Consider the following 25,470-nt stretch of genomic DNA (forward strand, 5'->3'; position numbering starts at 1 on the left):
CGGCCGGAGGGGCGATAGAAAGGACCACCGCATGAGCCGGCCCGTACGAGGTCTCGTCCCCGTTCTCGCCACGCCCTTCCACCCGGACGGGAGCCTCGATCGCGCCTCGCTGCGCCGCCTCACCGAGTTCCAACTGCGCGCCGGCGCGGACGGGGTGGCGGTCTTCGGCATGGCCAGCGAGGGCTTCGCGCTCACCGCGGCCGACCGGGACGCCGTCCTCGCGGACGTACGGGACGTGGTCGCGGGCGCCGTGCCGGTGGTGGCCGGGGTCAGCCCGACGAGCCTGGCGACGGCGCTGGAGCAGTGCGGGCAGGCCGTCGCGGGCGGCGCGGACGCGCTGATGGTGCTGCCGCCGTATCTCGCGAAGCCCGGCCCCCAGCAGCTCGTCGACTTCTACGGCGCGCTCGGCGAGCGGGCCGGGGCGCCGGTCATGGTGCAGGACGCCGCCGCGACGACGGGGGTGGCGATGCCGGTGCCGCTGGTCACGGAGTTCGGCAAGCTCGGCGGGGTGGACTCGGTGAAGGTCGAGTCGGCGCCGACCGTGCCGAAGATCGCGGAGACGGTGGCGGCGGCCCCGGACGGGTTCGACGTGCTCGGCGGGCAGAACGCCTTCTTCGTGCTGGAGGAGCTGGCCGCGGGCGCGGTGGGGACGATGCCGGCGTGCGAGTTCACCGACGCGCTGCGGCCGGTGCTGGACGCGTGGGCCGCGGGGCGGGCGGCGCAGGCGCACGGGGCGTACGAGCGGCTGCTGCCGCTGATCCGGTTCGGCATGCAGGCGGGGTTTGCCTGGGCGGTGCACAAGGAGGTGCTGGTACGGCGCGGGGTGATCGGCTCCGCGGCGGTCCGGATGCCGGCGAAGGCGCTGACGGAGCCGCTGCGGGCGCAGTTGGACGGGATCCTGGAGCGGCTGGCACTGCCGCCGGTGGCCGCGGGCGGGGCGCGGTGAGCGGGGCGGACGAGGTGCCGGAGGGCGGGAGACGCGAGGCGCCCGAGGGCGGGGCGGGCCCGGTTGCCGGGCAGCCGCGCGGGGTGCTGGTCGTGGGGGGCGACTCGGCGGTCGGGCTTGCGGTGGCCGACGCCTTCGCCGCGGCCGGCGACCGGGTCGCCGGCTGCGGGCTGGCGGACTGCGCGCACCCGTCGTACGCCGCGTACCTCGCCGCCGACTGCGCGGAGCCGGCCGCCGCCGCCCGCTGCGTGGAGTCGGCGGCGCAGTCGCTGGGACGGCTGGACGTGGTGGTACTGGCCGCGGCGGCGCAGCCGGTGGCCCGGGCCGGCGAGACCACCGACGCGCAGTGGCGGCTGGCCCAGTCCGCCACGCTGGACACGGCGTTCTACGTCGCCCGCGCGGCGCTCCCCCGCCTCGCGCCGGGCTCGGCCGTCGTCGCCGTCACCTCCGTGAACGCCTTCCTCGCCGCTCCCGGCCTGCCCGGCTACGCGGCGGCCAAGGCGGGCGTCGAGGGACTGGTGCGCCAACTCGCCCTCGACTACGGGCCGCGCGGCGTCCGCGTCAACGCGGTGGCACCGGGCATGATCGGCACCCCGCCGCTCGCGCACGTGGCCGAGGGCTATCCGCTGCGCCGCACCGGCACTCCCGCGGAGGTCGCGGCGGCCGTGCACTTCCTGGCCTCCCCCGCGGCGTCGTTCGTCACGGGTGCGGTGCTGCCGGTGGACGGCGGGCTCAGCATCTCCTCCCCCGCCGCCTGGCTCCGCCCCGACCTGCGGGAGCGCTTCCTGTAGCAGAATCGGATGCCGGTCCCGCATGACGGGACCGGCATCCGACAGAGCCGACCGCTACCGGCGTACGAACTTCACCGCGTCGGCGTGCGCGCAGCCCGTACCGCTCGCGGTGAGCGACACCGACGCGCCCGTGCCGCTCTGGTACGTCTGCGTGCCCAGCGAGACCCAACCGGGGCTGCCGGAACGCTCGTCGAGGGTCCGGGTGGAGACGGCCCCGGCGTTGTTCAGGGTCACCTTCGCGGCCGGGTCGCCGCCGGTCGCGGAGACGGACTTGCGGAGGAAGACCTCGTACGAACCGCCCGCGCTCAGCCGGGGCCGCCAGGTGGCCGCGGCGCCCGCCGCGCAGCCGTAGGAGACCGGCGAGTCCTTCGTCCAGCCGGTGAGCGCGCTGGTCTGCCAGGTGCCGGTGGTGGAGTAGCCGTAGGCGGCGGCGCCGTCGTTGTCGACGTAGTAGTCGCGCTGCCAGTAGCGGACGTAGTCGAAGGAGGCGGCCGAGGGCAGCTTGCTCGCGTCGGGCAGCGAGCCGGTGGCGATGCTGGTGAGCCAGACGGCGGTGTAGTCGTGCGTCCACTGGCCGGGGGTGTACGGGGCGGTGTACTTCAGCGCGCCGTCGATGTAGAACTTCACGCCGCTCTCGGACCAGTCGACGCCGTAGGTGTGCCACTGCCTGAGGTCGAGACCGGTGTCGTACGACCCGGAGCCGATGGTGACCGGGCCGTGGACGCCGCTGCCCACCCAGCCGTGCACGGTGTGGTACGTCTTCGTGGGGCTCACGGAGTCGGTCTCGAAGCCGTCGATCTCGGTGCGCTGCTCGGCGGGGTAGGTGGTGCTGCCGTCGCCGGCCTGGAGCCAGAAGGCGGTGTGCCAGCCGGCGCCGTCGTTGATCCTGGCCCGGGTCTCGTAGTAGCCGTAGCGCAGGTGCTTCTTGGAGATGACGCCGCCGCCGGTGAACTGCTTGCCGGCGTGGTCCTCCTTTTTCAGCGCGATGTGCAGCAAGCCGCCGGACTGGGTGACGTTCTGCGGGCGCTGGGCGCTGTTGGCCTTCACGTCGGTGCGGAAGTTCCACTTGGCGGTGTCGACGGCACCGCCGCCGAACTCGTCGCCGAAGACCTGGGTCCAGCCGGTGCCGGGCGGCCCCGCGGCGGGCGCCGCGGCCGGGCCGGCCGGGCGCTCGGCGGTGCGCTCCACGGCGGGCGCGGTGGGCGCCGGCGAGGCGGCGGCGGGCGGGACGACGGCGAGCAGGGGCAGGGCGGTGGCGGCGGCGATCGCCGCGGCGAGGGGGGTGGCGCGGGGCATGTGACGTCCTTTCGTCCACGTCGGCGTACGGGCTATTCGGCGAGGTCGAGCGCGACGACCGCGATGCCGTGGGGCTTCAGCTCCACGGTGAAGCGCGGCGCGTCGGCGGCGGTGAGGCGGCCGGAGACGGCGCGGATGCCCGCGATGGTGCGCGGCCCGTCCGGGTGCGCCAGCGCCGGGTCGGCGGTCACGGTGGCGGTCAGCGGCCGGGCGCTGCTGTTGAGCACCAGCGCGAAGAGCCGGTCGCCGTCGGTGGCCAGCGCGCCGAGGGTCTCGGCGTGCGGGGTGTCGGCGGTCAGCAGTCGCGGCGGGATGCGCAGGGTGGCGGGGGTGCCGTGGACCCGGCCGGGGGCGAAGCCGTAGGTGAGCTGGCCGCCGACCTTGGGCGTGAAGTAGCCGCGGGGGAAGCGGATCCGGTCGCCGGTGCGGGTGCGTACCTCTTCCAGCAGGTAGTCGAGGATCCAGCCGATCTGCCACCAGGCGTGGTGCGGGAAGGAGCCGATGCCGTTGTCGAAGCGCACCCAGTAGTACGAGTGCACGCCCGGCGCCTCGGCGACGAAGGCGTCGCGGCCGAGGGCGGCGGCGCGGGCCATGTCGCGGAAGAGGGGGTCGCCGGTGAGGCGGTGGATGCGCAGGTAGGTGCCGGCGAAGCTGGAGAGCAGGATGGGGCCGTTGCCCGGCGCGCTGTCGTTCTGCTCCTTCTGGAGGCCGAGTTGGGTGAGCTGCCACGCCTCGTAGGTGGCGCCGGCCCGGGTGCGCGGCTCGGTGGACGGGGCGGGGTGGGTGTAGATCCAGGTGGTGTGGAGGCGGGCGACCTCGATGGCGGCGTCGCGGTAGCGGCGCCTGCCGGTGGCCTCGGCGAGGTCGAGCAGGCCCTGGATGCCCTGGGAGAGCGAGAGGTCCATGCGGAAGCCGGAGTCGCCGGTGGAGCCGAGGTAGCGGGCGCGCTCGACGGCGTGCTCCACGTACCAGTCGGCGCCGCGCACGGCGCCGTCGAGGTAGCGCCGGTCGCCGAGGGCGTGGTGGGCGACGAGCAGGCCGTACCAGGTGGGGCGCAGGTCCTCGGTCAGGTGCGGGTACGTCACCGCGTACGGCGGCTCCTTGTCGGTGGCCACCTCCCAGGAGCCGTCGGGCTTCTGGGCGTCGGCGAGGTGGTCGGCGCCGAGCCGGATCCGGCCCTTCAGCTCGGCGTCGCCGGGCTGGAAGAGCAGGATGTGCGCGAGGTCGGTGACGACGTAGTACGCGGTGGCCAGGGGTTCGACGTAGTCGGCGATGTCGGCGTCGGGGTTGCCCTCCTCGACGAAGCGGTCCGACTTGAACAGGTAGTACTGGCCCCGGAGCGCGCCCTGGTAGCGGCCGGCGGCGGTCTGCTGCTGGGCGAGCTTGAAGTTGCGCACGTACGGCAGCCGGTCGCGTTCCAGCAGCGCGTCGGAGGTGGCGGCGGCCAGGCCCCACATGGCGCCGATGTCGGAGTTCTTCATCGCGTCGTTCTCGGCGCCCTGGACGAAGCCGTTGTACTTCTGGGCGCCGATGGTGGTGCCCTCGTACTCGTCGGTGAGCCACTGGGAGAGCACCGGGTCGGCGATGTAGGCGGCCTGGATGCGGGCGAGGCGCTCGGTCAGGGCGTGCTTGTTGGCGGCGAGTTCGAGGTAGCGGCCGAAGCCGTAGACCTCGGTGGCGGCGTGCCGCAGCGCCTCGAACCAGTCGCCGTCGGTAAGGGTGAAGCGGAAGTCGAGGACCCGCTGGTCACCGGCGGCGCAGCGGGAGTCGGCGCGGCCGAGGATGGGGCGGGCGAGGTGCGGGGCGAGGCGGCCGGCGCGGTCGCGGGTGGACAGCGCGAGACGTACGTCGCGGTGGGTGACGCGGTCGGCGGCGTACGGGTCGCGGGCCATGCCGGGTTCGGCGACGGCGGCGAGGGTGAGTCCTTCGGTGGTGCTGAGGACCGGGGCGAGGGTGGTGGCGAGGTCGTCGTAGAACAGGTGCGGTACGGCGGGCAGGCCGTGGCCGTACTCGGCGGCCATGCGCAGGTCGGGGTTGGACTCGTGGCCGTACCAGCCGCCGGGGACGCAGCCGAAGGCGAGGGCCTGCTCGGGCAGGGCGCACAGGGTGGGGGTGCGCAGGCTGACCCAGCCGTCCCGGGCGGCGGTCCAGGTGAGGGTGACGCGGACGTCGTGGGGGTGGCGGCGGTCGAGGCGCCAGCGGGCTTCGAGGCTGCCGAGCGGGTGGGTGTGGCGGAAGACGACCGCGGTTCCCTCAGCGGTGCCGACGGCGGCGGCTTCCGCGGGGAAGAAGGCGTGGTGGGTGCCGGCCTCCTCGCGGCGCACCTGCTGGGCGTCGGGCGGTTCTGGGCCGTCGTGGTGGGTGAGGCCGTACTCGCCGAGGGCGCCGGGGAGTTCGCGCCAGCCGCGGCGGGTGCGGGTGCGCACCCGGACGGCGCGCCAGCCGGCGTCGGTGCGCTCCCAGGTGAGGCGGACGCGGTCGCCGTCCAGGTGCAGGGTGCCGGGGCCGGCGTGCCGGTCCGCGGCAGCGGTGGGCGCGGCGGCGGCAACCGCGCCTGCCTGGGCTGACGTTGCCGCGGCGGTGACTCCCGCGGCCTTCACGAAGCTCCGGCGGCTGGGCATCGATGACACACTCCCCACTCTGCAACTGGCATCCGTAATGCAGGAAGAGTGTCCACATGCTGCACGGCCGTCAACCCCCAGTGCACGAGAAAACCGGGCGTCACTCTGGGCCCGGAGCCGGGCCGCTGCCGCGGAACACCGGCCAGAAGGGTTGACGCCGTCGCAATATGTGGGCAACGATCCCGCATGTTGCAAAGCAGATTCACTGGAGTCGCGAATGGCATCGGATCAGGGCAACAACCAGAGCGTGGAGCGCGCGGTGGCCGTGCTCGCGGTCTTCCAGAACGGGCACCCGGAGCTGCGCGTCTCCGATGTCGTACGCATCACCGGCCTCGGCACCTCCACCACCTCCCGGCTGCTGGCCACCCTGGAGTCGCTGGACTACGTCGAACGTGACGCCGTCAGCGGGCTGTACCGCCTGGGCACCGCCCCCATCACCCTCGGCGGCGTCGCCGTCAACCACCACCCCGTCCACCGCGAGGCCCGCCAGCTCGCCCAGGAACTCGCCGCCCGCCTCGGCCTCGGCGCCAACGTCGCCATCCGGCACGGCGCCGCGCTGTTCTACCTGCTCAACTTCGAAGGCAGGCTGGCCCCGAGGTCCACGGTGCTCACCGGCCAGCGCAAGCCGCTGCACGCCACCGGCCTCGGCAAGTGCCTGCTGCTGGGCCTGGCTCCGCAGCGCCGCCGCGAACTGCTGCCCGAGGGCGGGCTGCCGGGCTTCACGCAGGCGACCCTCACCTCGCACGCCGCGCTCGACGCCGAGCTGGCGGCCGTCGCCCGCCGCGGCTACGCCACCGAGGTCGAGGAGCTGGCGCACGGCCGCTCCTGCGTGGCCGCGCCGATCCGGGACCGCTCCGGCGACATCGTCGCCGCCATCTCCATCTCCGGGCCGCTGTCCACCGTCGCGCTCGACCGGCGCGAGGAGGAGCTGTCCCGCGCCGCGGTCGAGGCCGCCGACTCCGTGAGCGTCGGCCTCGGTTACGTCGGCCCGCGCGCCGCACCGCCGGCCCAGGCCGGCGCCGGCCCCGGAGCCGGCAGATCCGGAAACGGCGGACCCGGAGCCGCGCGCGAGCCCGAGAGGAGCCGGCCGTGACGCCCCCGTCCGCCTCGCCGAAGCAGGCGGCCCCGGCGCCGCCGGCCGCCGCCTCCCCCGAGCCTGACGGCGCCCGCGCGCGCAAGCCGTCGAAGCGCGAGGGGCAGGGGCTGTCGAACGGCGCCTTCGCCTTCCTCCTGACCGTGCCGGGCCTGGCGCTCTTCGCGGCGATCGTGTTCTACCCGCTCGTCGCCTCCCTCGTCACCGGCTTCTTCGACCAGGACCTGCGGCTGCCGGGGCGTACGTTCGTCGGGCTGGACAACTACGCCGACGTGCTCGACCGCGACTTCTGGCCGGTGCTCCAGAACACGCTCGTGTTCACGGTCGGCGCCACGCTCGCGCCGTTCGCCGTCGGGTTCGCACTCGCGCTGGCGCTGAACACCGGGCTCAGGGGCAGCGGGTTCCTGCGCGGCCTCTTCCTCTTCCCCTGGGTGATCCCCGGGGTCGTGGTGTCCTTCCTCTGGATGTGGATCTTCAATGCGAACTACGGGGTCCTCAACGGTGCGTTGCTGGAGCTTGGCTTCATCGACGAGAGCGTCTCGTGGCTCGGCGAGCCGACGACGGCGATGGTCGCGGTGATCGTCACCAAGACCTGGGCGAGCTTCCCGTGGATGATGGTGATGATGCTGGCCGGTCTCCAGACCGTGCCGCGGGAGCTGCACGAGGCGGCGGCCGTGGACGGGGCCGGGGCCGTGCGCCGGTTCCGCGCCGTCACCTGGCCGGGGGTGCGGGGCGTCGCGGCGATCGTGCTGCTGCTGGAGTTCATCTGGAACTTCCAGCACTTCGACACCATCTACGTCCTCACCGGCGGCGGCCCCGCCGGCGCCACCGAGACCTTCGCGGTCGCCGTCTACCAGGACGCCTTCAAGGGCTTCGACCTCGGCCACGCGGCCGCGCTCGGCGGGTTGTGGATGCTGCTGCTCCTGGTCCTCGTCGGGGTGTACCTGAAGACCTCCGAGCGGGAGGACAAGCACTCGTGACCACCGCCCAGTTCACCACCGCCGACGGCCCCTCCCCCAAGGCACCGCCCGCCGGCGCCCCCGGGACGCCCGCCGGGGGCCGCCCCCGGACCCCGCGCCCGCGCCGCCGCCCCGACCAGGTCCGCTCCTCCGTCGCGGCGTGGGCCGCGGTCGGCGTCATCGGGCTGTTCGGCCTGCTGCCGATGTACTGGATGCTGGTGACCGCGCTGAGCCCGCCGGGGCAGGCGTTCCGCTTCCCGCCGCGGTTCTTCCCCACCGAGATCACGTTCGCGCACTTCAAGGCGTTCGCGGAGAACGAGAAGCTCTTCGACTACATGGTCAACAGCGTGATCGTGGCCGGGGTCACCGCGGTGCTGAGCGTGGTGGTCTCCACGTACATGGGCTATTCGTTCTCCAAGTTCCGCTACCGCGGCCGCAAGTCGCTGATGAACTTCGTGCTCGCCTCGCAGATGTTCCCGCAGGCGCTGCTGCTGATCACGCTGTACGCGGTGTTCCGCCAGTTCGACCTGCTCGGCACGTACACGGCGCTGATCCTGTCCTTCACCACGTTCACGATGCCGCTGTGCGTGTGGATGCTGAAGGGCATCTTCGACACGGTCCCCGACGCGCTGCTGGAGGCGGCTGCCATCGACGGCGCGTCGCGCTGGCGCACCCTGCACAGCATCGTCGCGCCGCTGGCGGCGCCGGGGATGATCGCGGCCGGGCTGTTCGCGTTCGTGCGCGGCTGGAACGACTTCATCTTCGCGCTGACGCTCTCCGGCGACGACACGATGACGCTGCCGCCGGGCCTGGTGAACACCTACCTCGGCGAGTTCCAGACGGCCTGGCCGGCGCTGATGGCGGCGTCGCTGATCGTCTCGGTGCCGGTGGTCGTCGCCTTCATGTTCCTTCAGCGCTACCTCGTCGGCGGGCTGACCGCCGGGGCCGTCAAGAGCTGACCGGCGCCGCCGCGCCCGGTCCCGTATCGCGCACCGCTTCCCAACCTTCAAGGAGTCGGCATGTCCCGCCACGCACTACCCCGCCGCGACACCCTCAGACTGCTGGGCCTGGGCACCCTGGGCCTCGCCGTGCCCGGCGCCCTGGCCGCCTGCGCGCCCTCCGGGGGCGGCTCGGGTGACGGCGGCGACGCCGGCGCGAAGAACTTCGGGTTCACCTCCTGGGCGCTGAACGAGGAGGCGAGCAAGCCGGTCGTGGAGGGGATCCTCACGGACTGGGAGAAGGCTTCCGGGTCGGAGGTCTCCACCACGGAGTATCCGTACAACGAGTATCTGAAGCAGCTCACGCTGAAGCTGAGCGGCGGGGAGGTCACCGGCGCGGTGCAGTTGGACATCGCGTGGCTGGCGGCCGTGGCGCAGATGGGTTCGCTGCTGGACCTGGGGGACGCGGCGGCCGGGGCGGGTTACACGGACGTGGCGCTGAAGAGCGGGCAGTACGAGGGGGTGCAGTACGGGCTGCCGTGGACGACGGGCTCCATCGGGCTGATCGGCAACCGGCGGCTGCTGGACGAGGCCGGGATCCGGCGGCTGCCGGGCACGATCTCGGAGTTCGAGGACGCGCTGCGGGCGCTGAAGGACCTGGGCGGCGGGGTGACGCCGTACGCGGCGGCGACCAAGGTGGAGCAGCTCAAGGACATCTTCCCGTGGATGCAGACCTTCGGCTGCCCGATCGTCGAGGGCGGCGGGGTCGCGATCGGCGACGACGCGTCGGTGGACGCCGTGGAGTGGTTCAAGAAGCTCTACGACGAGAAGCTGATCGCCAGGGCGGTGGACCGGTTCGACGCCCGTGCGCTGTTCGCGCAGGGCAAGGTGGGCTTCTACGACGACGCGCTGGTCGGCAAGGGCGCGACGCTGGCGGAGGCGGCGGACGACTCGCTGGCGGAGGCGATGGTCGCGGTGCCGCGGCCGGTGCTGAAGCGGGGCGACGATCCGCAGGCGCTGCTGTGGGGCCACGTCATCGTGGTGACGAAGGGCGAGGGTTCGTCGGCGGCGACGGACTTCGCCGTGCACACCACCTCCGACAAGGCCACGGTCGTGGACTACTTCGGGAAGCTGGCGCTGCCGCCGACGACGACGCAGGGGCTGGCGGATCCGAAGGTGTCGTCGGACACGTTCACCGCCGAGTGGACGGAGAAGATCACGGCGACGGCGACGCCGGGCCCGTTCTGGGCGTACGCGAACAACGCGCAGATCGAGGAGGCGGTGGCCAAGCAGGTGCAGGCCGTGCTGGTGGGCGACTCCTCGGCGAAGGACGCGATGAGGACGGCGCGTGACGATGTCACGCGTCTGATCGAGGAGTGAGCGGGCGGGAGGGGGCCGCGGTGCGCGCGGCGCGCCGTGTGCTGCTTCCGGTGCTGCCGCTCGCGCTGCTCCCGGCGCTGCTGCCGCCGGCGCAGGCGGCGCAGCCGGCGGACGCCGGGCGGAGGGCCGGGGTTGCGGGGGTGGCGGGGTCGGCGGGGACGCCGGCGGGGTACGCCGTCGCCGAGCACGGGCGCGGCGTCGTCGTCACGGGCGCGACGTACCGGATGAGGATCGCAAAGGACGGCTTCCGCTACGGCTTCGAGCGCCGTGGCGGCGCGGTCGTCGCGCCGCCGCACGCCGAGTCCGGGCTGCGGGTGAAGGGCCCGGGGGACGCGGAGTTCGCGGACGCCGAGTCCGCCCGGCTCGTCGCGGCGGGCCGGTCGGCGGCGGTGCTGGACGTGCGGCTCGCCGGCGGCGGCTCGGTGCGCGTGGTGCTGCGCCCGCGGGCCCGCTCGGTGGGCGTGGCGGTGACCGGGGTGCCGGCGTCGAGCACGGTCGACCTGCGTACGGGGCACGTCGGCCCGGCGTACGGGCTGGGCGACCACGGCTCGTTCGGCGACGGCCGGCCGGAGACCGGCACGCCGTGCAGCGGCAAGGTGGAGGCGCGCCCGCGGGCCGAGCTGACCGGGCTCGTCCTGGACAACGTCACCAACCAGGGCTCCTGCAAGCGCTTCGTGTCGACCTTCGCGGTCTTCCCGCGGCAGAGCTTCGCCGAGGTGCTGTTCGCCGAGGGCCAGAAGCGCGTCGGCCTGACGGAGACGGAGAACCGGCTGGGGGTGGCGGGCGCCGACGGCGTCGACGGGCTGCACTACTTCCTCGGGACGGACGTCAAGCAGCTCTACGCGGACTACCGCCGCGCCCGGCACGCCGCCGGCTACGCGGACGTCCGGCCGCGGCCACGGATGTTCGAGCTGGGCTGGGAGGCGTACGGGGCGCTGGGCTGGAACACCTACCAGTCGTCGGTGGAGGGCACCGTGCGGGACTTCCTCGACCACGGCTATCCGCTGGGCTGGGGCGTGGTCGGCTCCGGCTTCTGGCCGGGCGAGCGCGGCAATCCGGCGGAGGGGACCACGAACTCCTTCGGGATGTGGGACGACACCGCCGAGGAGGGCCGCGACGACGGGCTGCCCAACCCCCGCTACCCGGAGCCGGACGCGCTGAAGCGGCTCTTCGCGAGCAACGACGTGGCGCTGCTCCTCGGCGCGCGGAACAACTTCAAGGCCGGGCGGGACGACGGCGGCAACCACAACCCGGTCACCGACGCGGGCTTCATGGAGGAGGCCCGGCGCAACGGCTATCTGCTGGCCGGCGCGGACGGCGAGCCGGTGAAGGTCACCCGGGCGCAGTTCCCCTCCGGTGCCTCGTACGTGCTGGACGGGCGGAATCCGCAGGCCGTCGACTGGTACGTGGCGCAGACCCGCAAGTGGGGCGTGGACGGCTGGAAGGAGGACACCATGCTCTACAGCCCCGACCTGTGGCGCGACGGCAACTGGAACGCGCTGCTGAAGGCGCTGCACGACGCCGGGGACGCGGTGATGGTGCGCAACACCGCCTACTCGCTGCCCGGCGACTGGGCCCGGATCAACGACACGATCTACGGCACCGGCGCGGTGTACCACGAGGACCCGGACCGGATGCCGGTGAACCTGCTGAACATCGCGGCGGCCGGCTTCGGCAACCTCTATCCGGACTTCGTCGGCGGCACCCCCGGCAAGGCGGAGCCGGCCGACCCGGCGTACCGGGCGTACTTCGCCCGCAACGTGCAGTTCAACGCGCTCACCCCGGTGCTCGGGTTCGGCCAGGGGCCGTGGCTGTTCGGCGACGAGGTGGCCGCGGACGCCAAGAAGCTGGCGCTGTGGCACGACTCGCTGCATCCGTACATCTACGACGCGGTCCTCGACGGCCATGCCTCCGGCTTCCCCTATGCGATGACGCCGCTGCACCTGGCGTATCCGGCCGACGAGCGGACGTACGGTCTGGTCGACGAGTCGACCCGGCGGTACGAGTGGATGCTCGGTGAGTCGCTGCTCGCGGCACCGGTGTGGGGAGCGGACTTCGCGACGGCGACCGGGCGGGACGTGTACCTGCCGGCGGGGACGTGGATCGACGTCAACACCGGTGAGCGGCACGAGGGCCCGGTGACGCTGGAGGACCACGAGGTGGCCCGGGGCGACGTGCCGGCGTTCGTCGGCGGCAAGGGCGTGCTGGTGCGCCGCACGGAGGCGGGCTCGTCGGCCCGGCTCCGGGCGCAGGTTTTCCCGGTGACGCGGGACTCGGTGTACAGCTACGGTGACGGGAAGCGGAGTTCCCGGATCGTGAACGCGAACGCGGGCTGGCATGCGAAGTCGTTGAAGGTGCTGGACACGACCGCCTCCCGCGCGGTCGACTTCTCCGTGGACCCCGTCACCGGCGCGGTCGAGTTCCCGCTGCGCGCCGGTCACGACTACCGGCTGGTGGGCGGGCGGGGTTGAGCACCTGCCGCGTGAAGCGGGCGGCCGTCGCCGTCGAGGGTTCGGCCGACGGCCGCCGGAGCCCGGTCCCGAGGGCCGCACCCCGGGACCGGGCTCACCGGTGTCCGGGGGTACGGGTCCCGGGGATGCGCGCCGGACGCCCGGCCGGGCGCGGTCAGCGGGCAGGGCCGGCGGGCAGGGCCGGCGGACAGGATCGGCGGCGGGGTCAGAGCGCGGCGGGGCGGGCGTGGGCGAGGAAGCCGAGGCCGGTGGAGATCTGGTCGGCGTACTCGACGGTCCTGGCGGCGAGTGTGTCCTGCCGGGCCGCCAGGTCCATCGCGGACAGCGAGCCGGAGACGGACAGCGCGGCGACGACGGCGCCGGAGCGGTCGCGTACGGGCGCGGCGAGGCAGGCGCGGCCGAAGGCCAGCTCCTCGACCTCGGTGGCGTAGCCACGGGCGCGGGTCTCCTCCAGCGCGTCGAGCAGCCCGGCGAGGCCGGTGAGGGTCTTGCGGGTGTACGCGGGGTAGTCCAGGCCCATGACGTCGCGGACCTCGTCCTCCGCCAGCCCGGAGAGCAGCGCCTTGCCCATGGCGGTGGCGTGCAGCGGCGCGGAGCGGCCGGTGAGGGTGAAGGACCGCGGCGCGAGGGGGCCTTCGAAGTGGCAGAGGTAGAACATGCGGTCGCCGTGGCGCTCGGCGACGTTGGCGCCGAGGCCCAGTTCGTGGGCGAGGTTCTGGGCGACCTGGCGGGCGGCGCGGTGGACGGTGGACTGGTTGAGTGCGACGCCGGCGAGTTCGACGACCTTGGGGCCGATGCGGTGCAGTCCGCTGCGCTCGTCGCGGACGAGGTAGCCCAGCGACTCCAGGGCGGCCACCAGCCGCGAGACGGTGGACTGGCCGAGGCCGCTCAGCTCGACCAGCTCGGCGATGCGGCGTTCGGGCTGCTCGTCGGTGAAGTACGACAGCAGTGACAGGGCGCGCTCCACGCTCTGCGTGCCCGACGCCGTGCCTCCCGTTGCCGCCATCGCGACCTCCCGTCCCGGTCCCGGCCCCCGTTCCCCTGGCGGAAAGATGGCCCATCCAGATAGCGGATGTTACATGGGCGCCGGGGGACGGTGGCACGGAATCCGCTACGGGGCCTGCCCGGGGGTGCCGTAGGAGACGAGGGTGGTCGGGACCATGGTGCGGCGCTCCGGCGGCGCCGGCGTGCCGTCCGCGCCGGCGCGTTCGGCGAGGCGGGCGAGGAGCAGGCGGCCGGCCTCGCGGCCGAGTTCGTCGGTGTCGTACGCGACGAGGGTGAGCGGCAGGCCGAGGGTGTCGGCCATCTCGAAGTCGTCGAAGCCGGCCAGCGCCGTGGCGGTGCCGGCCTCGCGGATGGCGCGGAAGGCGCCGATGGTGTTGCGGTTGTTGGAGCAGAACAGCGCGGTCGGCGGCTCGGGGAGGGCGAGCAGCCCGGCGGCGGCGCGGGCGGCCTCGGCGGTCTGCTGCTGCCCCTGCCGTATGTACGTGTCCTCGGCGGGCAGTCCGGCGCCGGCCAGCGCGGCGGCGTAGCCGCGCAGGCGCTCGGTGCCGGTGTAGACGGCGGGCGGGGAGCCGAGGAAGCCGATGCGGCGGTGCCCGGCGGCCAGCAGCCGCTCGGTCGCCGCGCGGGCCCCGCCGTAGTCGTCGACGAGGACGTGGTCGGCGGCGAACCCGGCGGGCGGCCGGCTCGCCAGCACCACGGGCACGCCCTCGGCCGCGGCGGCGGCCAGGTGCCGCTGGTCGCCGCCGGCGGGGACGGCGACGATGCCGTCGACGCGGCGGGCGACGAGATCCTCGACCAGGCTGCGTTCGGTGTCGGGGTCCTGGCCGGTGTTGCCGATGACGGCCTTCAGGCCGTGCCGGGCGACGACGGCGTCGACGCCGAGGGCGAGGCGGGAGTAGAAGGGGTTGGCGAGGTTGGTGACGACGAGGCCGACGAGCCCGGTGCCGCTGCCCAGGCGCAGGCTGCGGGCGACCTCGTTGCGCCGGTAGCCGAGTGCGGCGACGGCGGCGCGGACGCGGGCGGCGGTGGCGGGCAGCACCTTGGGGTCGTCGCGCAGGACGCGGGAGACGGTCATGGCGCTGACGGCGGCGCGCTCGGCGACGTCCCGCAGCGTGGGCTGCGCGTCCCGTGCGCCGGGCCCGCCGCCGGCGCCGGGCGTCATCCGGCACCCCCGGCGGCCGCGGCGGCGCCGATGAGCCCGGCGTCCTCCCCGAGGAGGGCGCGTACCAGCCGCCGGGCGCCCGCGGGCGGGTCGCCGGGTTTGGGCGGGCCGGTGTCCGGGGGCCAGCCGCCGCCGGTGAGGGCGGCGGTCAGGGGCGGGGCGAGGAGGTCCCAGGACTCGGCCATGGAGCCGCCGACGACCAGCGCGGTGGCGCCGAAGGCGGCGAGCCGCGGGCCCAGTTCCGCGCCGAGGGCGCCGAACGCGGCGTCGAGCACCCGGCGCGCCCGCTGTTCCCCCGCCCGGGCCCGCTCGGCGATCTCGCGCACATCGACATCGACATCGACATCGACACCGGCGCCGACACGGGCACCGGCGCCTTCTTCGCCGTACGTCCCCGAAGGCCCGCCCCCGGTGCCCGCGGCGGCCCCGTACCGGGACCGGATCGCCCGGCGCGAGACCGTGTCCTCCAGCGGGCGGCCGGCGATCCGGGCCAGGTCCATCCGGCCCTCCGGCGGCACCCCCGGGCCGGTCGTGCGCAGCGCGCCGTCGGCGAGGAACGCCGAGCCGACTCCCGTGCCCAGGGTGATGCCCACCGCCCGGGTGTGGCCGCGGGCGGCGCCCGCGGCCTCCTCGCCGGCGAGGAAGGCGTGCGCGTCGTTGCGGAAGGCGACGGCCGACGGGCTCCCCGGCAGCCCGCCGAGCAGCTCCGCCCCCACGTCCACCCCGTACAGCGCCTCGAACTTGCCGACGCCCGCGAAGAGCGCGACGCCCTTGGCGTAGTCGAACGGCCCGGGCAGCGCCACCCCCCACCGCGCCCCCGCCGGCGGCGCCGGCAGGGAGCGCGCGCAGCGCAGGACCGCGCCGAGGATGTCCCCGGCGCGGGCCTGCGCGTCCAGCGGATGCCGCACGCGGGCGGCCACGGCGGCGGTCCGCGGGGAGACCAGCGCGGCGGTGACGTGCGTGCCGCCGATCTCCAGGACGGGGATCAACGCCCGGCGGCCTTGCTGACGAGGGCCTTGACGACCCGTACGGGGCCGCCGCCGGCGGTGGCCACGAGCCGGTAGCCGCCGACCGCGGCGGGCACCGTCAGGGTCTCGGCGTACGACAGTTCGTGGGTGTCGCCGGCCGCGGTGTGCACGGTCACGCCGGCGCCCTCGGCCACGTTGAGCACATGGAAGCGGCCTTCGGTGTCGTCGCCGGCCTCGGCGCCCTCGTCCAGGGTGTACCTCCTGACTTCGTAGAACATCTCGTCCAGCGCGCCGAGCAGTTCCTCGCGCCAGCCGGGCCCCGAGCGCAGTTCGCGCGGCCGCGGCACCAGGTCCCGGGCGACGGCGTCACCGCGCCGGACGGTGTCGAGGTTCGCCAGCCCGTGTTCGTACGGCATGGGCCGCGGCCTGCCGTCGGCGCCGGGCCGCAGCCAGTCGTAGAACCGGAGGCTGTAGAGGTAGGGGGTGGCGCTGATCTCCAGGACGAGGTTGCCGGCGCCGCTGGCGTGCGGCGTGCCGGCGGGGATCATGAACAGTTGCCCGCGCTCGCCCGGGAAGGCCAGGACGTGGTCCTCGGGGTCCATGGGCCGCGCGTCGCTGATGGCCTCCTCGATCTCCTTGCGGAACAGGCCGACGTCGGCGTCCTCGCGCAGCCCGAGGTAGACCTTGGTCTGCGCGCTGCCGAGCGTCATGTAGTACGTCTCGTGCTGGGTGTACGGCCAGCCGAACCGCTCGCGCATGTACGCCTCGCGCGGGTGGCAGTGCAGCGAGAGGTTGCCGCCGCCGACGGTGTCGAGGTAGTCGAAGCGGATCGGGAACGAGGTGCCGAAGCGGGCGTGCACCTCGGCGCCGAGGACGTCCTCGGGGGCGAGGACGCACATGAGCTGGAACGGCACCTCGGCCTGCGCGTCCGGTCCGGTGCCGACGAGGATGCCGGCCTCGGGGGCGATCAGCTCGTAGCCGAGGGCGGTGTTGGGCGCGCCGGGGGCGAAGCCCAGTTCGCGCTGCGCCCAGTGGCCGCCCCAGGGGGTGGAGTTGAAGTACGGCCGGGTGCGCACCGGCCGGCGGGCGAGCGCGGCGAGGGTGCCGCGCAGGCCGTCGCCGTCGAGGTGGGCGGGGTGCTCGGGGTCCTGGACGTCGAGCCAGCCGTCGAGGCGGCGGGCCAGCGCGTCGCGGTGCCGGTCGAGCACGGGCCAGTCGATGTAGAACAGCCGGCGGTGGTCGGGGGGTTCGCCGGGCAGGCCGAGGTTGGCGCCGGTGGTGCCGGCGGTGACGTCCGCCTCGGCGTAGCGCTTGGGCACGTCGGCGTACCAGAGCAGGTCGTGCGGTACGACGGCGGCGCCCGGCCCGTAGACCAGCAGCAGCCCGGTGTCGGGGCGGGTGGCCTCGGGCGGGGTGTCGAAGAGGTCGTCGAGGGGGTTCTCGGCGAGCTTGCAGTAGTACGGGTCGGCGGTGTCCTCGGGCCGCTCGGTGCGGCGCCTGACCTCGTCGGGCGGCGCGTAGTGGCGCCGTACGTCGAGCAGGGTCACGGCGGTGCCGCGGGCGGTCAGCTCGCGCCGGAGCCGGTCGGCGAGGGCGTCCCAGTCCGCGGACGGGGGTCCCTCGACGGCCACTACCGCCGGGCCGTGGGGGAGTTCCGCCGCCACGGCCCGCCAGCCGGTGGTGAGGACGGCCTGCGGGGCGGGTGCGTAGCGCGGGTCGAGCCGGTACACGCAGTCTCCTTTTGGGATGTGGTCAGCGGCGCCGGAAGAGCACCGCGGTCGTGCCGAGGGCGGGGAGGTCGACGGTGACCTCTCCGTCCCGTACCGGCAGGTCGTCTCCCGGGCGGCCGAGGTAGTCGGCGAGCCCGGCCCCGGTGACGGGGAAGAGGGCGCGTACGGGGCAGGCCACCGGCTCCTCGGCGAAGGACTGGAGCCGCAGCAGCACGGCGCCCCCGCCGGCTTCCCCGCCGGGGGTGGTGGCGCCGACGAGCCGTACCCGCGGGTCGCCGACCTCGGCGAACGCCAGCCCGTCGGTGACCTCGGGGCCGCCGCCGGGGTGGGTGGCGCGGGCCCGTACGGCGTGCAGCGGGCGGCTGAGCCCGGCGGCCGTGCGGGCGCCGAGCGCACCGTGGGCGGTACCGTCGGCGGGGCCGCAGGCCAGGCTGTAGCGGAAGGTGAACTCGAAGCCCTGCTCGCTGGGGAAGTTGGTGTCCCACAGATTGTTGTGGATCCAGGAGAAGACGGTGGCGGGCTCGTCGTGGCCCATCGTCTTGGGGAACGGCGCGTAGGGCAGGGCGATGTTGCCGAACTGCACCAGCGGCGCGTCCTGCGTGGCCCAGGCCACCGCGAGGTCGTCGTCGGCGAGCGTGACCCAGCGGCGTACGGCCCGCATGTGCAGCGCGGAGCCGGGGATGACGGGCAGGCCGGTGCCGGTGGCGCCGCCGGTGGCCTCCATCCGCACGGCGGGCGTCTCGAAGGCGAAGGGGAACGCGAAGTAGGCGCTCTCCTTGCCGAGGGTGGCGTCCTTGTCGACGCGGTTGTCGATGTCGAGGCGGGCGGCGCCGTGCGGCAGCGTCAGGGTCGTACGCACCCGGTTGGCGCCGGCGGGGCGGGTCTCGTAGGTGAGGGACTCGCCGGTGGCGGTGGAGGTGCGCGCGATGAGCGCGGCGGGCGGGGCGACGGAGCGGCTGCCGAGGTGTTCCAGGCGGTCGGAGCCGGTGGTACGGCTGGAGTTGTGGTTGAAGCCGCCGGCGGTGGTGTAGCTGTCGTGGATGTAGGCGTTGAAGCCCACGGCCGCACCCGCGTCGCTTCCGCGGACGAGTTCGCGGCCGGTGGCCTTGTCGACGACGGAGGCGATGCAGGCCCGGGCGAGGTCGACGCGGACCGCGAGGTGCTCGTTCTCCAGCAGGGTGGGGTCGGCCTGGGCGTGCGCGGCGGCGGCGGTCTCGGCGGGGTCCTCCTTTTCGGTGCCGCCGGTGGGGTTCCAGCCGGTGGCGGCCTTCAGGACGGTGCCCTCGCCGTCCTGCGCGCCGTCGCCGTCGCCCTCGGCGACGACGTCGAGGCGTACGGACCCGGCGGCCGGCACGTCGTCGACGCACACCAGCAGGAAGCGGCCCGCGTCCCGGTGGTCGTCGTTGACCTGCGCTTCCTCCTCGTGCCGCAGCCGCTCGCCGGTGCGGGCGTCGCGGACGGCGACGCGCTGCTCCAGCGGCACGCTGCTCTCCGGCAGGAAGATCCGTACGACGTCGGTGCGGGCCCAGGAGCAGGTGTTGACGACGTGGTACGACACGGCGTCGGGCGCGCCGGCGAGCCGCTGGCCGAGGCGGGCGCGGGCCCGGTCGAGCAGGGAGTTGCCGTCGTCGTACGCGCGCAGCGCCTGGCCGTACTTCCAGTGCCACTGCTCCTCGCCGCTGTGGCCGCCGTGGTCGCCGTGGGTCCAGGGGTCGCCGGCGCCCCAGGTGTGCTCGTCGAAGAGGGACACGGCCTCGTAGACGGGCGCGGAGTCCCGGGTGTCGTCGGCGGCGCCGGCGGCGCCGAGGACGCCGGCGAAGGTGCCGAGGGTCTGGGCGTCGGCGACGGTGGCCTGCGCGGTGCGGGCCAGGGACAGCGGGCGGGCGCCGGAGCCGACGCCGTCGACCCACCAGTCGGTCCAGTCACCCTCGAAGGTGCGGATCTCGTCGCCGAGGCGGGCTTCGGCGTCGGTGAAGAAGTCCTCGTTGCGGGAGAGCCTGAGCTGCGGGTAGGCCCAGGTCTCGTTCCAGCGGCGGACGGTGTCGGCGATGATCCGCCGGGGCGGCGCGTTGTCGCCGAACTTGCCCTGTACGCGCAGGTGCAGGATGTCCCACGGGTAGGGCTCGCGCTTGACGTCGGCCTGGTCCATGGCCCAGCCGAAGATGCCGCCGCGGTACGGGTACGGGTTGCTGGCCAGCGACGTCAGGTAGGCGGGCAGCAGGTCGTCGACGCTGGTGTAGTCGGTGTCGAAGCCGAGCAGCGGGCCCTCCATGTAGGCCAGGCCGTGCGGGGTGTCGGTGACCCAGACGAGGATGCTGTTGCCGCTGGGCGCGCGCCAGCGGAAGAGCCGGGGCAGCTTCTCGCCGCCGACGAGGTGGGGCACGGACCGGCCGGCCCAGTTGTGCGCCACGGACAGGTACTTCACGCCCGCGGCGGCGAGCGCGTCGACGAGGCCGACGACGGCGCCGGGCACGTCGGTCTGCATCGCGGAGGTGAACTCCACGCCGTGCTCGTCGCGGACCTCGTCGGCCAGACGCAGCAGTTCGTGCAGCTCGTCGGTGGAGCAGGTCTCGGTGTGCAGGTTGAACGGCATGGCGGTCAGCTCGATGCGGCCCTCGCGCACCCGCCGTACGAACTCCTCGACCTGCTCGGCGGGGCGGGCGTCGGCCCACTGCCGGAAGGACCACAGGGACTCCACGCACCAGCGGAACCGGGACTCGGCGGGCCAGTCGTCGGTGGCGCGGGTCAGCTCCAGGCAGGAGTCGAGGAACGACAGGTGCTCGGCCAGCACGCGGCCCTGGGGGTCGGTGTAGCCGATGTCGAGGTGGGAGTGGTGGACGAGGTGGAGGGTCCACTGCCGCTGCGGGGTGAGCGTCAGCTCGATGCCGGCGTCGGGCCCGGCGCCGTCGCCGTCGGGCAGGCCGACGGTGACGCGCTGGTCGGTGTCGACGGCGGGCAGCAGCAGGCGTACGGAGTTGCCGGGGCCCGGCTCGGCCACGACGGGCAGCGCGGAGCCGGACTCGGTCCGTACGACGAAGTCCGCGGGCAGGCCGGCGGGCAGGGCCGCGCCGTTAGCGGCTTCGACGCGCAGGCTCTGGAGCAGCCCGCCGCCGTCGGCGTGCTTGAGCAGCGGCTCCTGGGTCAGGCGCAGGACGGTGCCGGCGAGGCTGCCCTCGGCGGTGACGACGCTGCTGCGCAGGCTGTCGCGGATGCGGTCGTTGTCCCAGTCGGTGGTGCGGACGAGGGCCCGAGTGGTCATGCGGTGGTCTCCGTACTCTCCCGCGGTGGTGCGGGCGGTGATGCGGGCGGGTTCGTGGGCCGGGCAGGGGTCGGCGGGCAGGGCGGTCGGCGGGTCGGGTCGGGTCAGCGGGTCGGGTCAGCGGGCGGATGCGGTGATGCCGCGCAGGAACAGGCCGCGGAACACCAGGAAGACCAGCAGCGTGGGCAGCGAGACGATGAACGCGCCGGCCAGGATCACCGGCGGCCCGGCGGAGCTGTACGCCTGGTTGAGGGAGTTGAGGGTGGCCATCACCGGCTGGATCTCGGGGCTGCGGCTGAGCGTGATGCCGAACAGCAGGTCGTTCCAGACGGCGGTGAACTGGAAGATGAACGCGGCGCCGAGCCCGGAGCGCATCAGCGGTACGTGGATGCGCCAGAAGATGCGGCGCATGGACGCGCCGTCGAGCATCGCGGCCTCGGTGATCTCCGGTGGCATCGTCGTCATCTGGTTGCGGATGAGGAAGAACGCGAAGGGTATGGCCCAGGCGGCGTAGACGAGCATCAGGCCCAGGCGGGTGTCGTAGAGGTTGGCGTCGGCGTACATGCCGAACAGCGGGGCCAGGAACATCTGGAGCGGGAAGAGCGTCCCGGAGAAGATCACCCAGAACCACAGGGCGGGCCTGGGTATCGGCAGCACGATGACGGCGAACGCGGCCATCGCCGCGACCACCACGGCCACCCCGCCGCACACCACGGCGTACAGCATGGAGCTGCCGAAGCCGTCGCCGATGCCGGCGTCGACCCAGGCGGTCTTGAGGTTGTCGAAGATCGCGAAGCCCTGCGGGGTCCAGTCGACGGATCCCGTGTACTCCTCGGCGGGGGTCAGGGCGTTGACGATCAGGATGTAGAGCGGCAGCAGCCAGAGCAGCACGCAGCCGGCGACGAAGAGGTTGCGCATGTGGCGTCCCATGTCGGTGTCTCCTCTCAGTCCTTGGCACCGGGCATCTGGCGGCGCAGATAGAGCCACGAGGAAGCGACGACGATCACGGAGAGCACGAGCGCGATGGCGGACCCGTAGCCGACGTGGAAGAGGCGGAACGCCTCGCGGTACATGGTCAGCGCCAGCGTCTCGGAGCTGCGCGAGGGACCGCCCTGGGTGAGAACCCAGATCATGTCGAACGCCTTGAGGCTGTTGACGATGGCCATGCCGACGACCACGACCGTCACGGCGCGCAGTTGCGGCAGGGTGATGTGGCGGAACATCCGCCAGCCGGTGGCGCCGTCCAGCTCGGCGGCCTCGACCGTCTCCCTCGGGATGGCGCGCAGGCCGATGGCGAAGAGGACGACGTTCAGGCCGGTGGCCTGCCAGGTGCTGGCGACGATCATCGAGATGGTGTTCTGCGGCCACTCCAGCAGCCAGCTCTGCGCCCAGGAGTCGAGGCCGACGCCGCGCAGGACCTGGTTGACCGCGCCGTCGGTGGTGAGCATGAAGCGCCACAGCGCGGCGGTGGCCGCGCCGGAGACCGCGAACGGCAGCACGATGACGAGCTGCGCGAGCCCGCCGAGGCGGCGCATCCGGTGGGTGGCGACGGCGATGGCGAGGCCGGCGACGACGGGCAGCAGCAGGGTGCCGGCGACCCACATGAAGGTGTTGAGCAGCGAGCGGCCGAAGATCGGGTCCTCGGCGAGCCGGGTGTAGTTGTCGATGCCGGTGAAGCTGCTGTCGAAGCCGTTGTCCTCGAAGAAGCTGCCGTAGATGCTGCGGAGGAAGGGATAGACGAGCAGGATGCCGACGAGCGCGACCGCGGGCAGTGCCCAGGGGACGCCGGCGAACGCGCCGCCGAGGCGGCGGGTGGACGTGGTCTTCGCGGCCTGGTGCGGGCTGCGGACGGGGATGCGGCGGCGCAGGCGTACGGGCTTGGCGGCCTCGGCCGTGCCCACGGTGTCGGTCATGACTTCTCCGCCTCCCGCCACACCTTCCACGCCTCGTCGGCGCGCTCCTGCATGGTCCGCAGTCCGCCGCGGTACGAGTGCGGGTCGATGAGCATGCCCGCGAGGTCGTCCACGGTGGACTCGACGAGTTCGGGCGGGCCCTGTTCCCAGAAGCGGTTGAGCAGCCACAGGTCCTTCGACCGGCGCGCCACGCCGTCGATGACCACGTTGGCCGGCTCGACCGTCGGGTTGGGGCTGCCGTCGGAGAGGCCGTGGGCGAAGGCCGTGGCGACCTCCGGGTGCAGCCAGCCGCCGGCGGCCTTGAGCGCCTCGTCCTTGTCCGGGCCCTTGACGGTGGCGACGAAGGCGCTGGACTCGAAGATCACGCAGGGGCGTGCGGCCGGGTCGGCCATGGGCAGGACGAAGGCGTCCACGGTCTTGCCCGGCTTGGCGCCGGCCCCGGCGAAGACGGCGCCCAGCCAGGTGCCGCAGGCCACCATGCCCACGTCGCCGTGGACGACGGCCGCGGCGGCGTTGTTGTGGTCCACGTCCATGGAGGTGAACCAGTCCTTGTCGAAGAAGCCGGCGATGGTGCGCAGCGCGCGCTGGGCACGCGGGTCGGTGTAGCGCTCGCGCCCGTTCATCAGGTCGTCGTAGAACTGCGGGTCCTGACGGCTCAGGATCTCCTGGAACCAGATGAACGCGGGCCAGCGGCCGGCCGTGGTGCCGTGCAGCGGGGTGATGCCGTTTTCCTTCAGCCGGGTGCAGGCGGTGAGGAAGTCGTCCCAGGTCTCCGGCTTCTCCAGGCGGTGCTCCGCGAAGACCTCGGGGTTGTAGAAGATCACCCAGTAGGCGAGGTTCATCGGCAGCCCGTAGACGCGGCCGTCGTAGGTGAACGCCTCGCGCAGCGAGGGCTCCACCCAGCCGCGGGACTCGGCGTCCTGCCACTGCTTCGACAGGTCCTCGATGCCGCCGGTGCGCGCGAGGTCGCGCAGCCGGTAGCCGGACCAGTACTTGAGCAGGTCGGGGGTCTTCTGTGTACGCAGCGAGGACTTCACGACCTGCTCGAAGGATTCGAGGGACGGAATGACCTCGGGCACGAGCTGAAGGCCGGCGGTGGACTGGAGCGCCTGGCCGGCGGCCTTCAGCGGCGCCTCCCAGGCGGGGTTGTCACCGTGGATGGCGACCTTGCCGGGCCCCTGTCCCGCGGCGCTGCCGCAGGCGGCGGCCAGTCCGCCGGTGGCGGTGGCGAACGCGCCGGCCGCGGAGGCGCGGAGCAGGGTGCGGCGGTCGAAGCGGGTGGGGCGGGGTGCGGTCGTGCGGGGGTCGGCGGCTGGTGGGGGGATCGGCGGATGACGACCTGACATCGGGCGGCTCCCTGGGTCGCAGTGCTCGTGTTATCGTTAACACGCACTGGAGGGAGCTTGACGGCCGACAGCGTCCGGCGTCAATGGGCTTGCAGTGAAATTTCAACAGAGGGCCTGACAAGTCGGGCCGCGCTTCTCCGTGCGGCGGAATGCCCGAAATGTATAGTTCTGGCCCAGCGGGGTCGCAGGCCCGCCGCCGCGCCTCTGCGCAAGGACGGCACCCCGGCCGCCGGGCCTGCGACCTCCACGCCACCGGCGTACGCCGCCGAGGACCCCCGGAACGCGCCGACGACAATGGCCCGATGACCCACCCGCACCCCGCCCCCGCGCTCACCGTCGTCGGCCTGCTCAGCGGCACCTCGTACGACGCCGTGGACGCCGCCGTCTGCGACCTGCGCCTCGACGGCGACGAAATCCTCCTGCACCCCCGCGGCCTGCACAGCGCCCCCTTCCCCGACGAGCTGCGCCGCGCCGTCGCCGCCTGCCTGCCCCCGGCGCGGACGACGATGGCGGAGGTCTGCCGGCTCGACACCGAACTGGGGCGGTTCTTCGGCCGGACGGCCGCCGAGGCGGTCGAGACGGCGGCGGACGGGCGCGCCGACCTCGTCGTCTCGCACGGGCAGACCGTCTACCACTGGGTCGAGGGCCCGCGCGCCCGCGGCACCCTCCAGCTCGGCGGCGCCGCCTGGATCGCCGAGGCCACCGGGCTGCCCGTCGTCTCCGACGTACGCACCCGCGACATCGCCCGCGGCGGCCAGGGCGCCCCGCTCGCCTCCACCCTCGACGCGCTGCTGCTGCTCGCCGGCGGCCCCGGCGGGACGCCGCGGCGCGGGGCGCTGAACCTCGGCGGCATCGCCAACATCACGGTCCGCGGCGCCTCCGGCGAGGTCGTCGCGTACGACCTGGGCCCGGCCAACGCGCTCATCGACGCCGCGGTGGCCGACGGCACGGGCGGCGCGGAGACGATGGACACCGACGGCGCGCGGGCGCGGCGCGGGACGGTGGACCGGGAGCTGCTGGGGCGGCTGCTGGACGAGCCGTACTACGCGCTGCCCGCGCCCAAGTCGACGGGCAAGGAGCTGTTCCACGGGGCGTATCTGCGCGAGCGGGTCGCGGCGGGCGCGGGCCCGCGGCCGTCGCTGGACGACCTGGTGGCCACCGTCACGGAGCTGACCGCGGAGCTGGTCGCTGCGGCGTGCCGGCAGTACGGGGTCGGGGAGCTGGTCGTCTCCGGCGGCGGGGTGCGCAACCCGGCGCTGATGGCGCGGCTGGCAAAGCTGTGCGCGCCGGCGCTGGTCTCGCGGATGGAGGACCACGGGCTGTCGTCGCAGGGCAAGGAGGGGTATCTCTTCGCGCTGCTGGGCTTTCTGACGGTGAACGGGCTGCCCGCCTCGGTGCCGTCCGCAACGGGGGCGCGTGAGGCGGCGCTGCTGGGGTCGATCACTCCGGGGGCCCGGCCGCTGCGGCTGCCGGAGCCGGCGGCGAAGACGCCGGTGCGGCTGCGGGTGGTGTGAGAGCCGGGGGCCGGGTCGTACGGGAAGCAGGCACGCGGCGTCCGCGCTGGGCCGTGTCGTACGGGCCGACGGCCACGC

At 73.9% G+C, this 25,470-nt stretch carries 18 protein-coding genes; 8 read left to right on the forward strand and 10 right to left on the reverse strand.

Features of this window, described 5'->3' with window-relative positions; translation table 11 throughout:
- Window positions 1–31: 31 nt before the first annotated feature.
- Together QBL21_RS20030 and QBL21_RS20035 are read left to right on the forward strand one after the other, a co-directional pair.
- Window positions 32–946 carry a dihydrodipicolinate synthase family protein gene (locus tag QBL21_RS20030; protein WP_407563600.1) on the forward strand — a complete coding sequence of 305 codons (915 nt, stop codon included), beginning with the start codon at window positions 32–34 and terminating at the stop codon, window positions 944–946.
- A complete protein-coding gene (locus tag QBL21_RS20035; protein ID WP_407563601.1) occupies window positions 943–1,737 on the forward strand; it encodes an SDR family oxidoreductase in 795 nt (264 codons plus the stop codon). The genes QBL21_RS20030 and QBL21_RS20035 overlap by 4 nt, the downstream gene beginning before the upstream one ends.
- Window positions 1,738–1,791: 54 nt before the next feature.
- On the opposite strand, the gene QBL21_RS20040 is transcribed toward QBL21_RS20035, so the two are convergent.
- Window positions 1,792–3,033, reverse strand: a complete 1,242-nt coding sequence (locus QBL21_RS20040) for a family 16 glycosylhydrolase (RefSeq protein WP_407563602.1) — start codon at window positions 3,031–3,033, stop codon at window positions 1,792–1,794.
- A gap of 32 nt (window positions 3,034–3,065) precedes the next feature.
- Window positions 3,066–5,654 (reverse strand): hypothetical protein, encoded by a 2,589-nt coding sequence (locus tag QBL21_RS20045; RefSeq protein WP_407563603.1) that lies wholly within the window; start codon window positions 5,652–5,654, stop codon window positions 3,066–3,068.
- A 217-nt stretch (window positions 5,655–5,871) separates the two neighbouring features.
- Between QBL21_RS20045 and QBL21_RS20050 the strand changes: the two genes are divergently transcribed.
- Genes QBL21_RS20050 through QBL21_RS20070 form a run of 5 tightly spaced genes read left to right on the forward strand, consistent with a single transcriptional unit; the run spans window position 5,872 to window position 12,495 of the window.
- Window positions 5,872–6,747 carry an IclR family transcriptional regulator gene (locus tag QBL21_RS20050; protein ID WP_407563604.1) on the forward strand — a complete coding sequence of 292 codons (876 nt, stop codon included), beginning with the start codon at window positions 5,872–5,874 and terminating at the stop codon, window positions 6,745–6,747.
- Window positions 6,744–7,727, forward strand: a complete 984-nt coding sequence (locus QBL21_RS20055) for a carbohydrate ABC transporter permease (protein WP_407563605.1) — start codon at window positions 6,744–6,746, stop codon at window positions 7,725–7,727. Before QBL21_RS20050 ends, QBL21_RS20055 begins: the two co-directional genes overlap by 4 nt.
- On the forward strand, window positions 7,724–8,665 hold the full coding sequence (locus QBL21_RS20060; RefSeq protein ID WP_407563606.1) for a carbohydrate ABC transporter permease: 942 nt from the start codon (window positions 7,724–7,726) through the stop codon (window positions 8,663–8,665). Before QBL21_RS20055 ends, QBL21_RS20060 begins: the two co-directional genes overlap by 4 nt.
- 60 nt (window positions 8,666–8,725) lie before the next feature.
- A complete protein-coding gene (locus QBL21_RS20065; RefSeq protein WP_407563607.1) occupies window positions 8,726–10,024 on the forward strand; it encodes an extracellular solute-binding protein in 1,299 nt (432 codons plus the stop codon).
- The gene (locus QBL21_RS20070; RefSeq protein ID WP_407563608.1) at window positions 10,021–12,495 is read left to right on the forward strand and encodes a hypothetical protein; all 2,475 of its coding nucleotides are present in this window, start codon (window positions 10,021–10,023) and stop codon (window positions 12,493–12,495) included. The genes QBL21_RS20065 and QBL21_RS20070 overlap by 4 nt, the downstream gene beginning before the upstream one ends.
- A gap of 205 nt (window positions 12,496–12,700) precedes the next feature.
- Here the strand turns inward: QBL21_RS20070 and QBL21_RS20075 are convergent, their stop codons facing one another.
- The 8 genes from QBL21_RS20075 to QBL21_RS20110 all read right to left on the reverse strand — a co-directional run bounded on the left by QBL21_RS20075 (window position 12,701) and on the right by QBL21_RS20110 (window position 23,878).
- Window positions 12,701–13,501: an IclR family transcriptional regulator gene (locus QBL21_RS20075; RefSeq protein WP_407563609.1), complete on the reverse strand. Its 801-nt coding sequence runs from the start codon at window positions 13,499–13,501 to the stop codon at window positions 12,701–12,703.
- 105 nt (window positions 13,502–13,606) lie between these two features.
- Window positions 13,607–14,662: a LacI family DNA-binding transcriptional regulator gene (locus tag QBL21_RS20080; RefSeq protein WP_407563610.1), complete on the reverse strand. Its 1,056-nt coding sequence runs from the start codon at window positions 14,660–14,662 to the stop codon at window positions 13,607–13,609.
- The gene (locus QBL21_RS20085) at window positions 14,659–15,651 is read right to left on the reverse strand and encodes an ROK family protein (RefSeq protein ID WP_407563611.1); all 993 of its coding nucleotides are present in this window, start codon (window positions 15,649–15,651) and stop codon (window positions 14,659–14,661) included. The genes QBL21_RS20080 and QBL21_RS20085 overlap by 4 nt, the downstream gene beginning before the upstream one ends.
- Window positions 15,648–17,360 carry a class I mannose-6-phosphate isomerase gene (locus QBL21_RS20090; protein ID WP_407563612.1) on the reverse strand — a complete coding sequence of 571 codons (1,713 nt, stop codon included), beginning with the start codon at window positions 17,358–17,360 and terminating at the stop codon, window positions 15,648–15,650. Before QBL21_RS20090 ends, QBL21_RS20085 begins: the two co-directional genes overlap by 4 nt.
- A 22-nt stretch (window positions 17,361–17,382) precedes the next feature.
- A complete protein-coding gene (locus QBL21_RS20095; RefSeq protein ID WP_407563613.1) occupies window positions 17,383–20,619 on the reverse strand; it encodes an alpha-mannosidase in 3,237 nt (1,078 codons plus the stop codon).
- 117 nt (window positions 20,620–20,736) lie between these two features.
- The gene (locus QBL21_RS20100; RefSeq protein ID WP_407563614.1) at window positions 20,737–21,549 is read right to left on the reverse strand and encodes a carbohydrate ABC transporter permease; all 813 of its coding nucleotides are present in this window, start codon (window positions 21,547–21,549) and stop codon (window positions 20,737–20,739) included.
- Between the two features lie 14 nt (window positions 21,550–21,563).
- On the reverse strand, window positions 21,564–22,532 hold the full coding sequence (locus QBL21_RS20105) for a carbohydrate ABC transporter permease (protein WP_407563615.1): 969 nt from the start codon (window positions 22,530–22,532) through the stop codon (window positions 21,564–21,566).
- Window positions 22,529–23,878 carry an ABC transporter substrate-binding protein gene (locus QBL21_RS20110; RefSeq protein ID WP_407563616.1) on the reverse strand — a complete coding sequence of 450 codons (1,350 nt, stop codon included), beginning with the start codon at window positions 23,876–23,878 and terminating at the stop codon, window positions 22,529–22,531. Before QBL21_RS20110 ends, QBL21_RS20105 begins: the two co-directional genes overlap by 4 nt.
- A 302-nt stretch (window positions 23,879–24,180) precedes the next feature.
- Here QBL21_RS20110 and QBL21_RS20115 point away from each other — a divergent pair, with 302 nt between their 5' ends.
- Complete coding sequence (locus QBL21_RS20115) at window positions 24,181–25,392, forward strand: anhydro-N-acetylmuramic acid kinase (RefSeq protein WP_407563617.1); 1,212 nt, start codon at window positions 24,181–24,183, stop codon at window positions 25,390–25,392.
- Window positions 25,393–25,470: the final 78 nt, after the last annotated feature.

This window comes from Streptomyces sp. 184 (assembly GCF_045781775.1).
Taxonomy (GTDB): domain Bacteria; phylum Actinomycetota; class Actinomycetes; order Streptomycetales; family Streptomycetaceae; genus Streptomyces.

What these genes read in the sequence shown, in the direction of transcription:
- QBL21_RS20030 (WP_407563600.1), top strand. Translation starts at nt 32, where the DNA reads ATGAGCCGGCCCGTACGAGGTCTCGTCCCCGTTCTCGCCACGCCCTTC.
- QBL21_RS20040 (WP_407563602.1), bottom strand. Translation starts at nt 3,033, where the DNA reads ATGCCCCGCGCCACCCCCCTCGCCGCGGCGATCGCCGCCGCCACCGCC.
- QBL21_RS20045 (WP_407563603.1), bottom strand. Translation starts at nt 5,654, where the DNA reads ATGCCCAGCCGCCGGAGCTTCGTGAAGGCCGCGGGAGTCACCGCCGCG.
- QBL21_RS20050 (WP_407563604.1), top strand. Translation starts at nt 5,872, where the DNA reads ATGGCATCGGATCAGGGCAACAACCAGAGCGTGGAGCGCGCGGTGGCC.
- QBL21_RS20065 (WP_407563607.1), top strand. Translation starts at nt 8,726, where the DNA reads ATGTCCCGCCACGCACTACCCCGCCGCGACACCCTCAGACTGCTGGGC.
- QBL21_RS20075 (WP_407563609.1), bottom strand. Translation starts at nt 13,501, where the DNA reads ATGGCGGCAACGGGAGGCACGGCGTCGGGCACGCAGAGCGTGGAGCGC.
- QBL21_RS20080 (WP_407563610.1), bottom strand. Translation starts at nt 14,662, where the DNA reads ATGACGCCCGGCGCCGGCGGCGGGCCCGGCGCACGGGACGCGCAGCCC.
- QBL21_RS20095 (WP_407563613.1), bottom strand. Translation starts at nt 20,619, where the DNA reads ATGACCACTCGGGCCCTCGTCCGCACCACCGACTGGGACAACGACCGC.
- QBL21_RS20100 (WP_407563614.1), bottom strand. Translation starts at nt 21,549, where the DNA reads ATGGGACGCCACATGCGCAACCTCTTCGTCGCCGGCTGCGTGCTGCTC.
- QBL21_RS20105 (WP_407563615.1), bottom strand. Translation starts at nt 22,532, where the DNA reads ATGACCGACACCGTGGGCACGGCCGAGGCCGCCAAGCCCGTACGCCTG.
- QBL21_RS20110 (WP_407563616.1), bottom strand. Translation starts at nt 23,878, where the DNA reads ATGTCAGGTCGTCATCCGCCGATCCCCCCACCAGCCGCCGACCCCCGC.
- QBL21_RS20115 (WP_407563617.1), top strand. Translation starts at nt 24,181, where the DNA reads ATGACCCACCCGCACCCCGCCCCCGCGCTCACCGTCGTCGGCCTGCTC.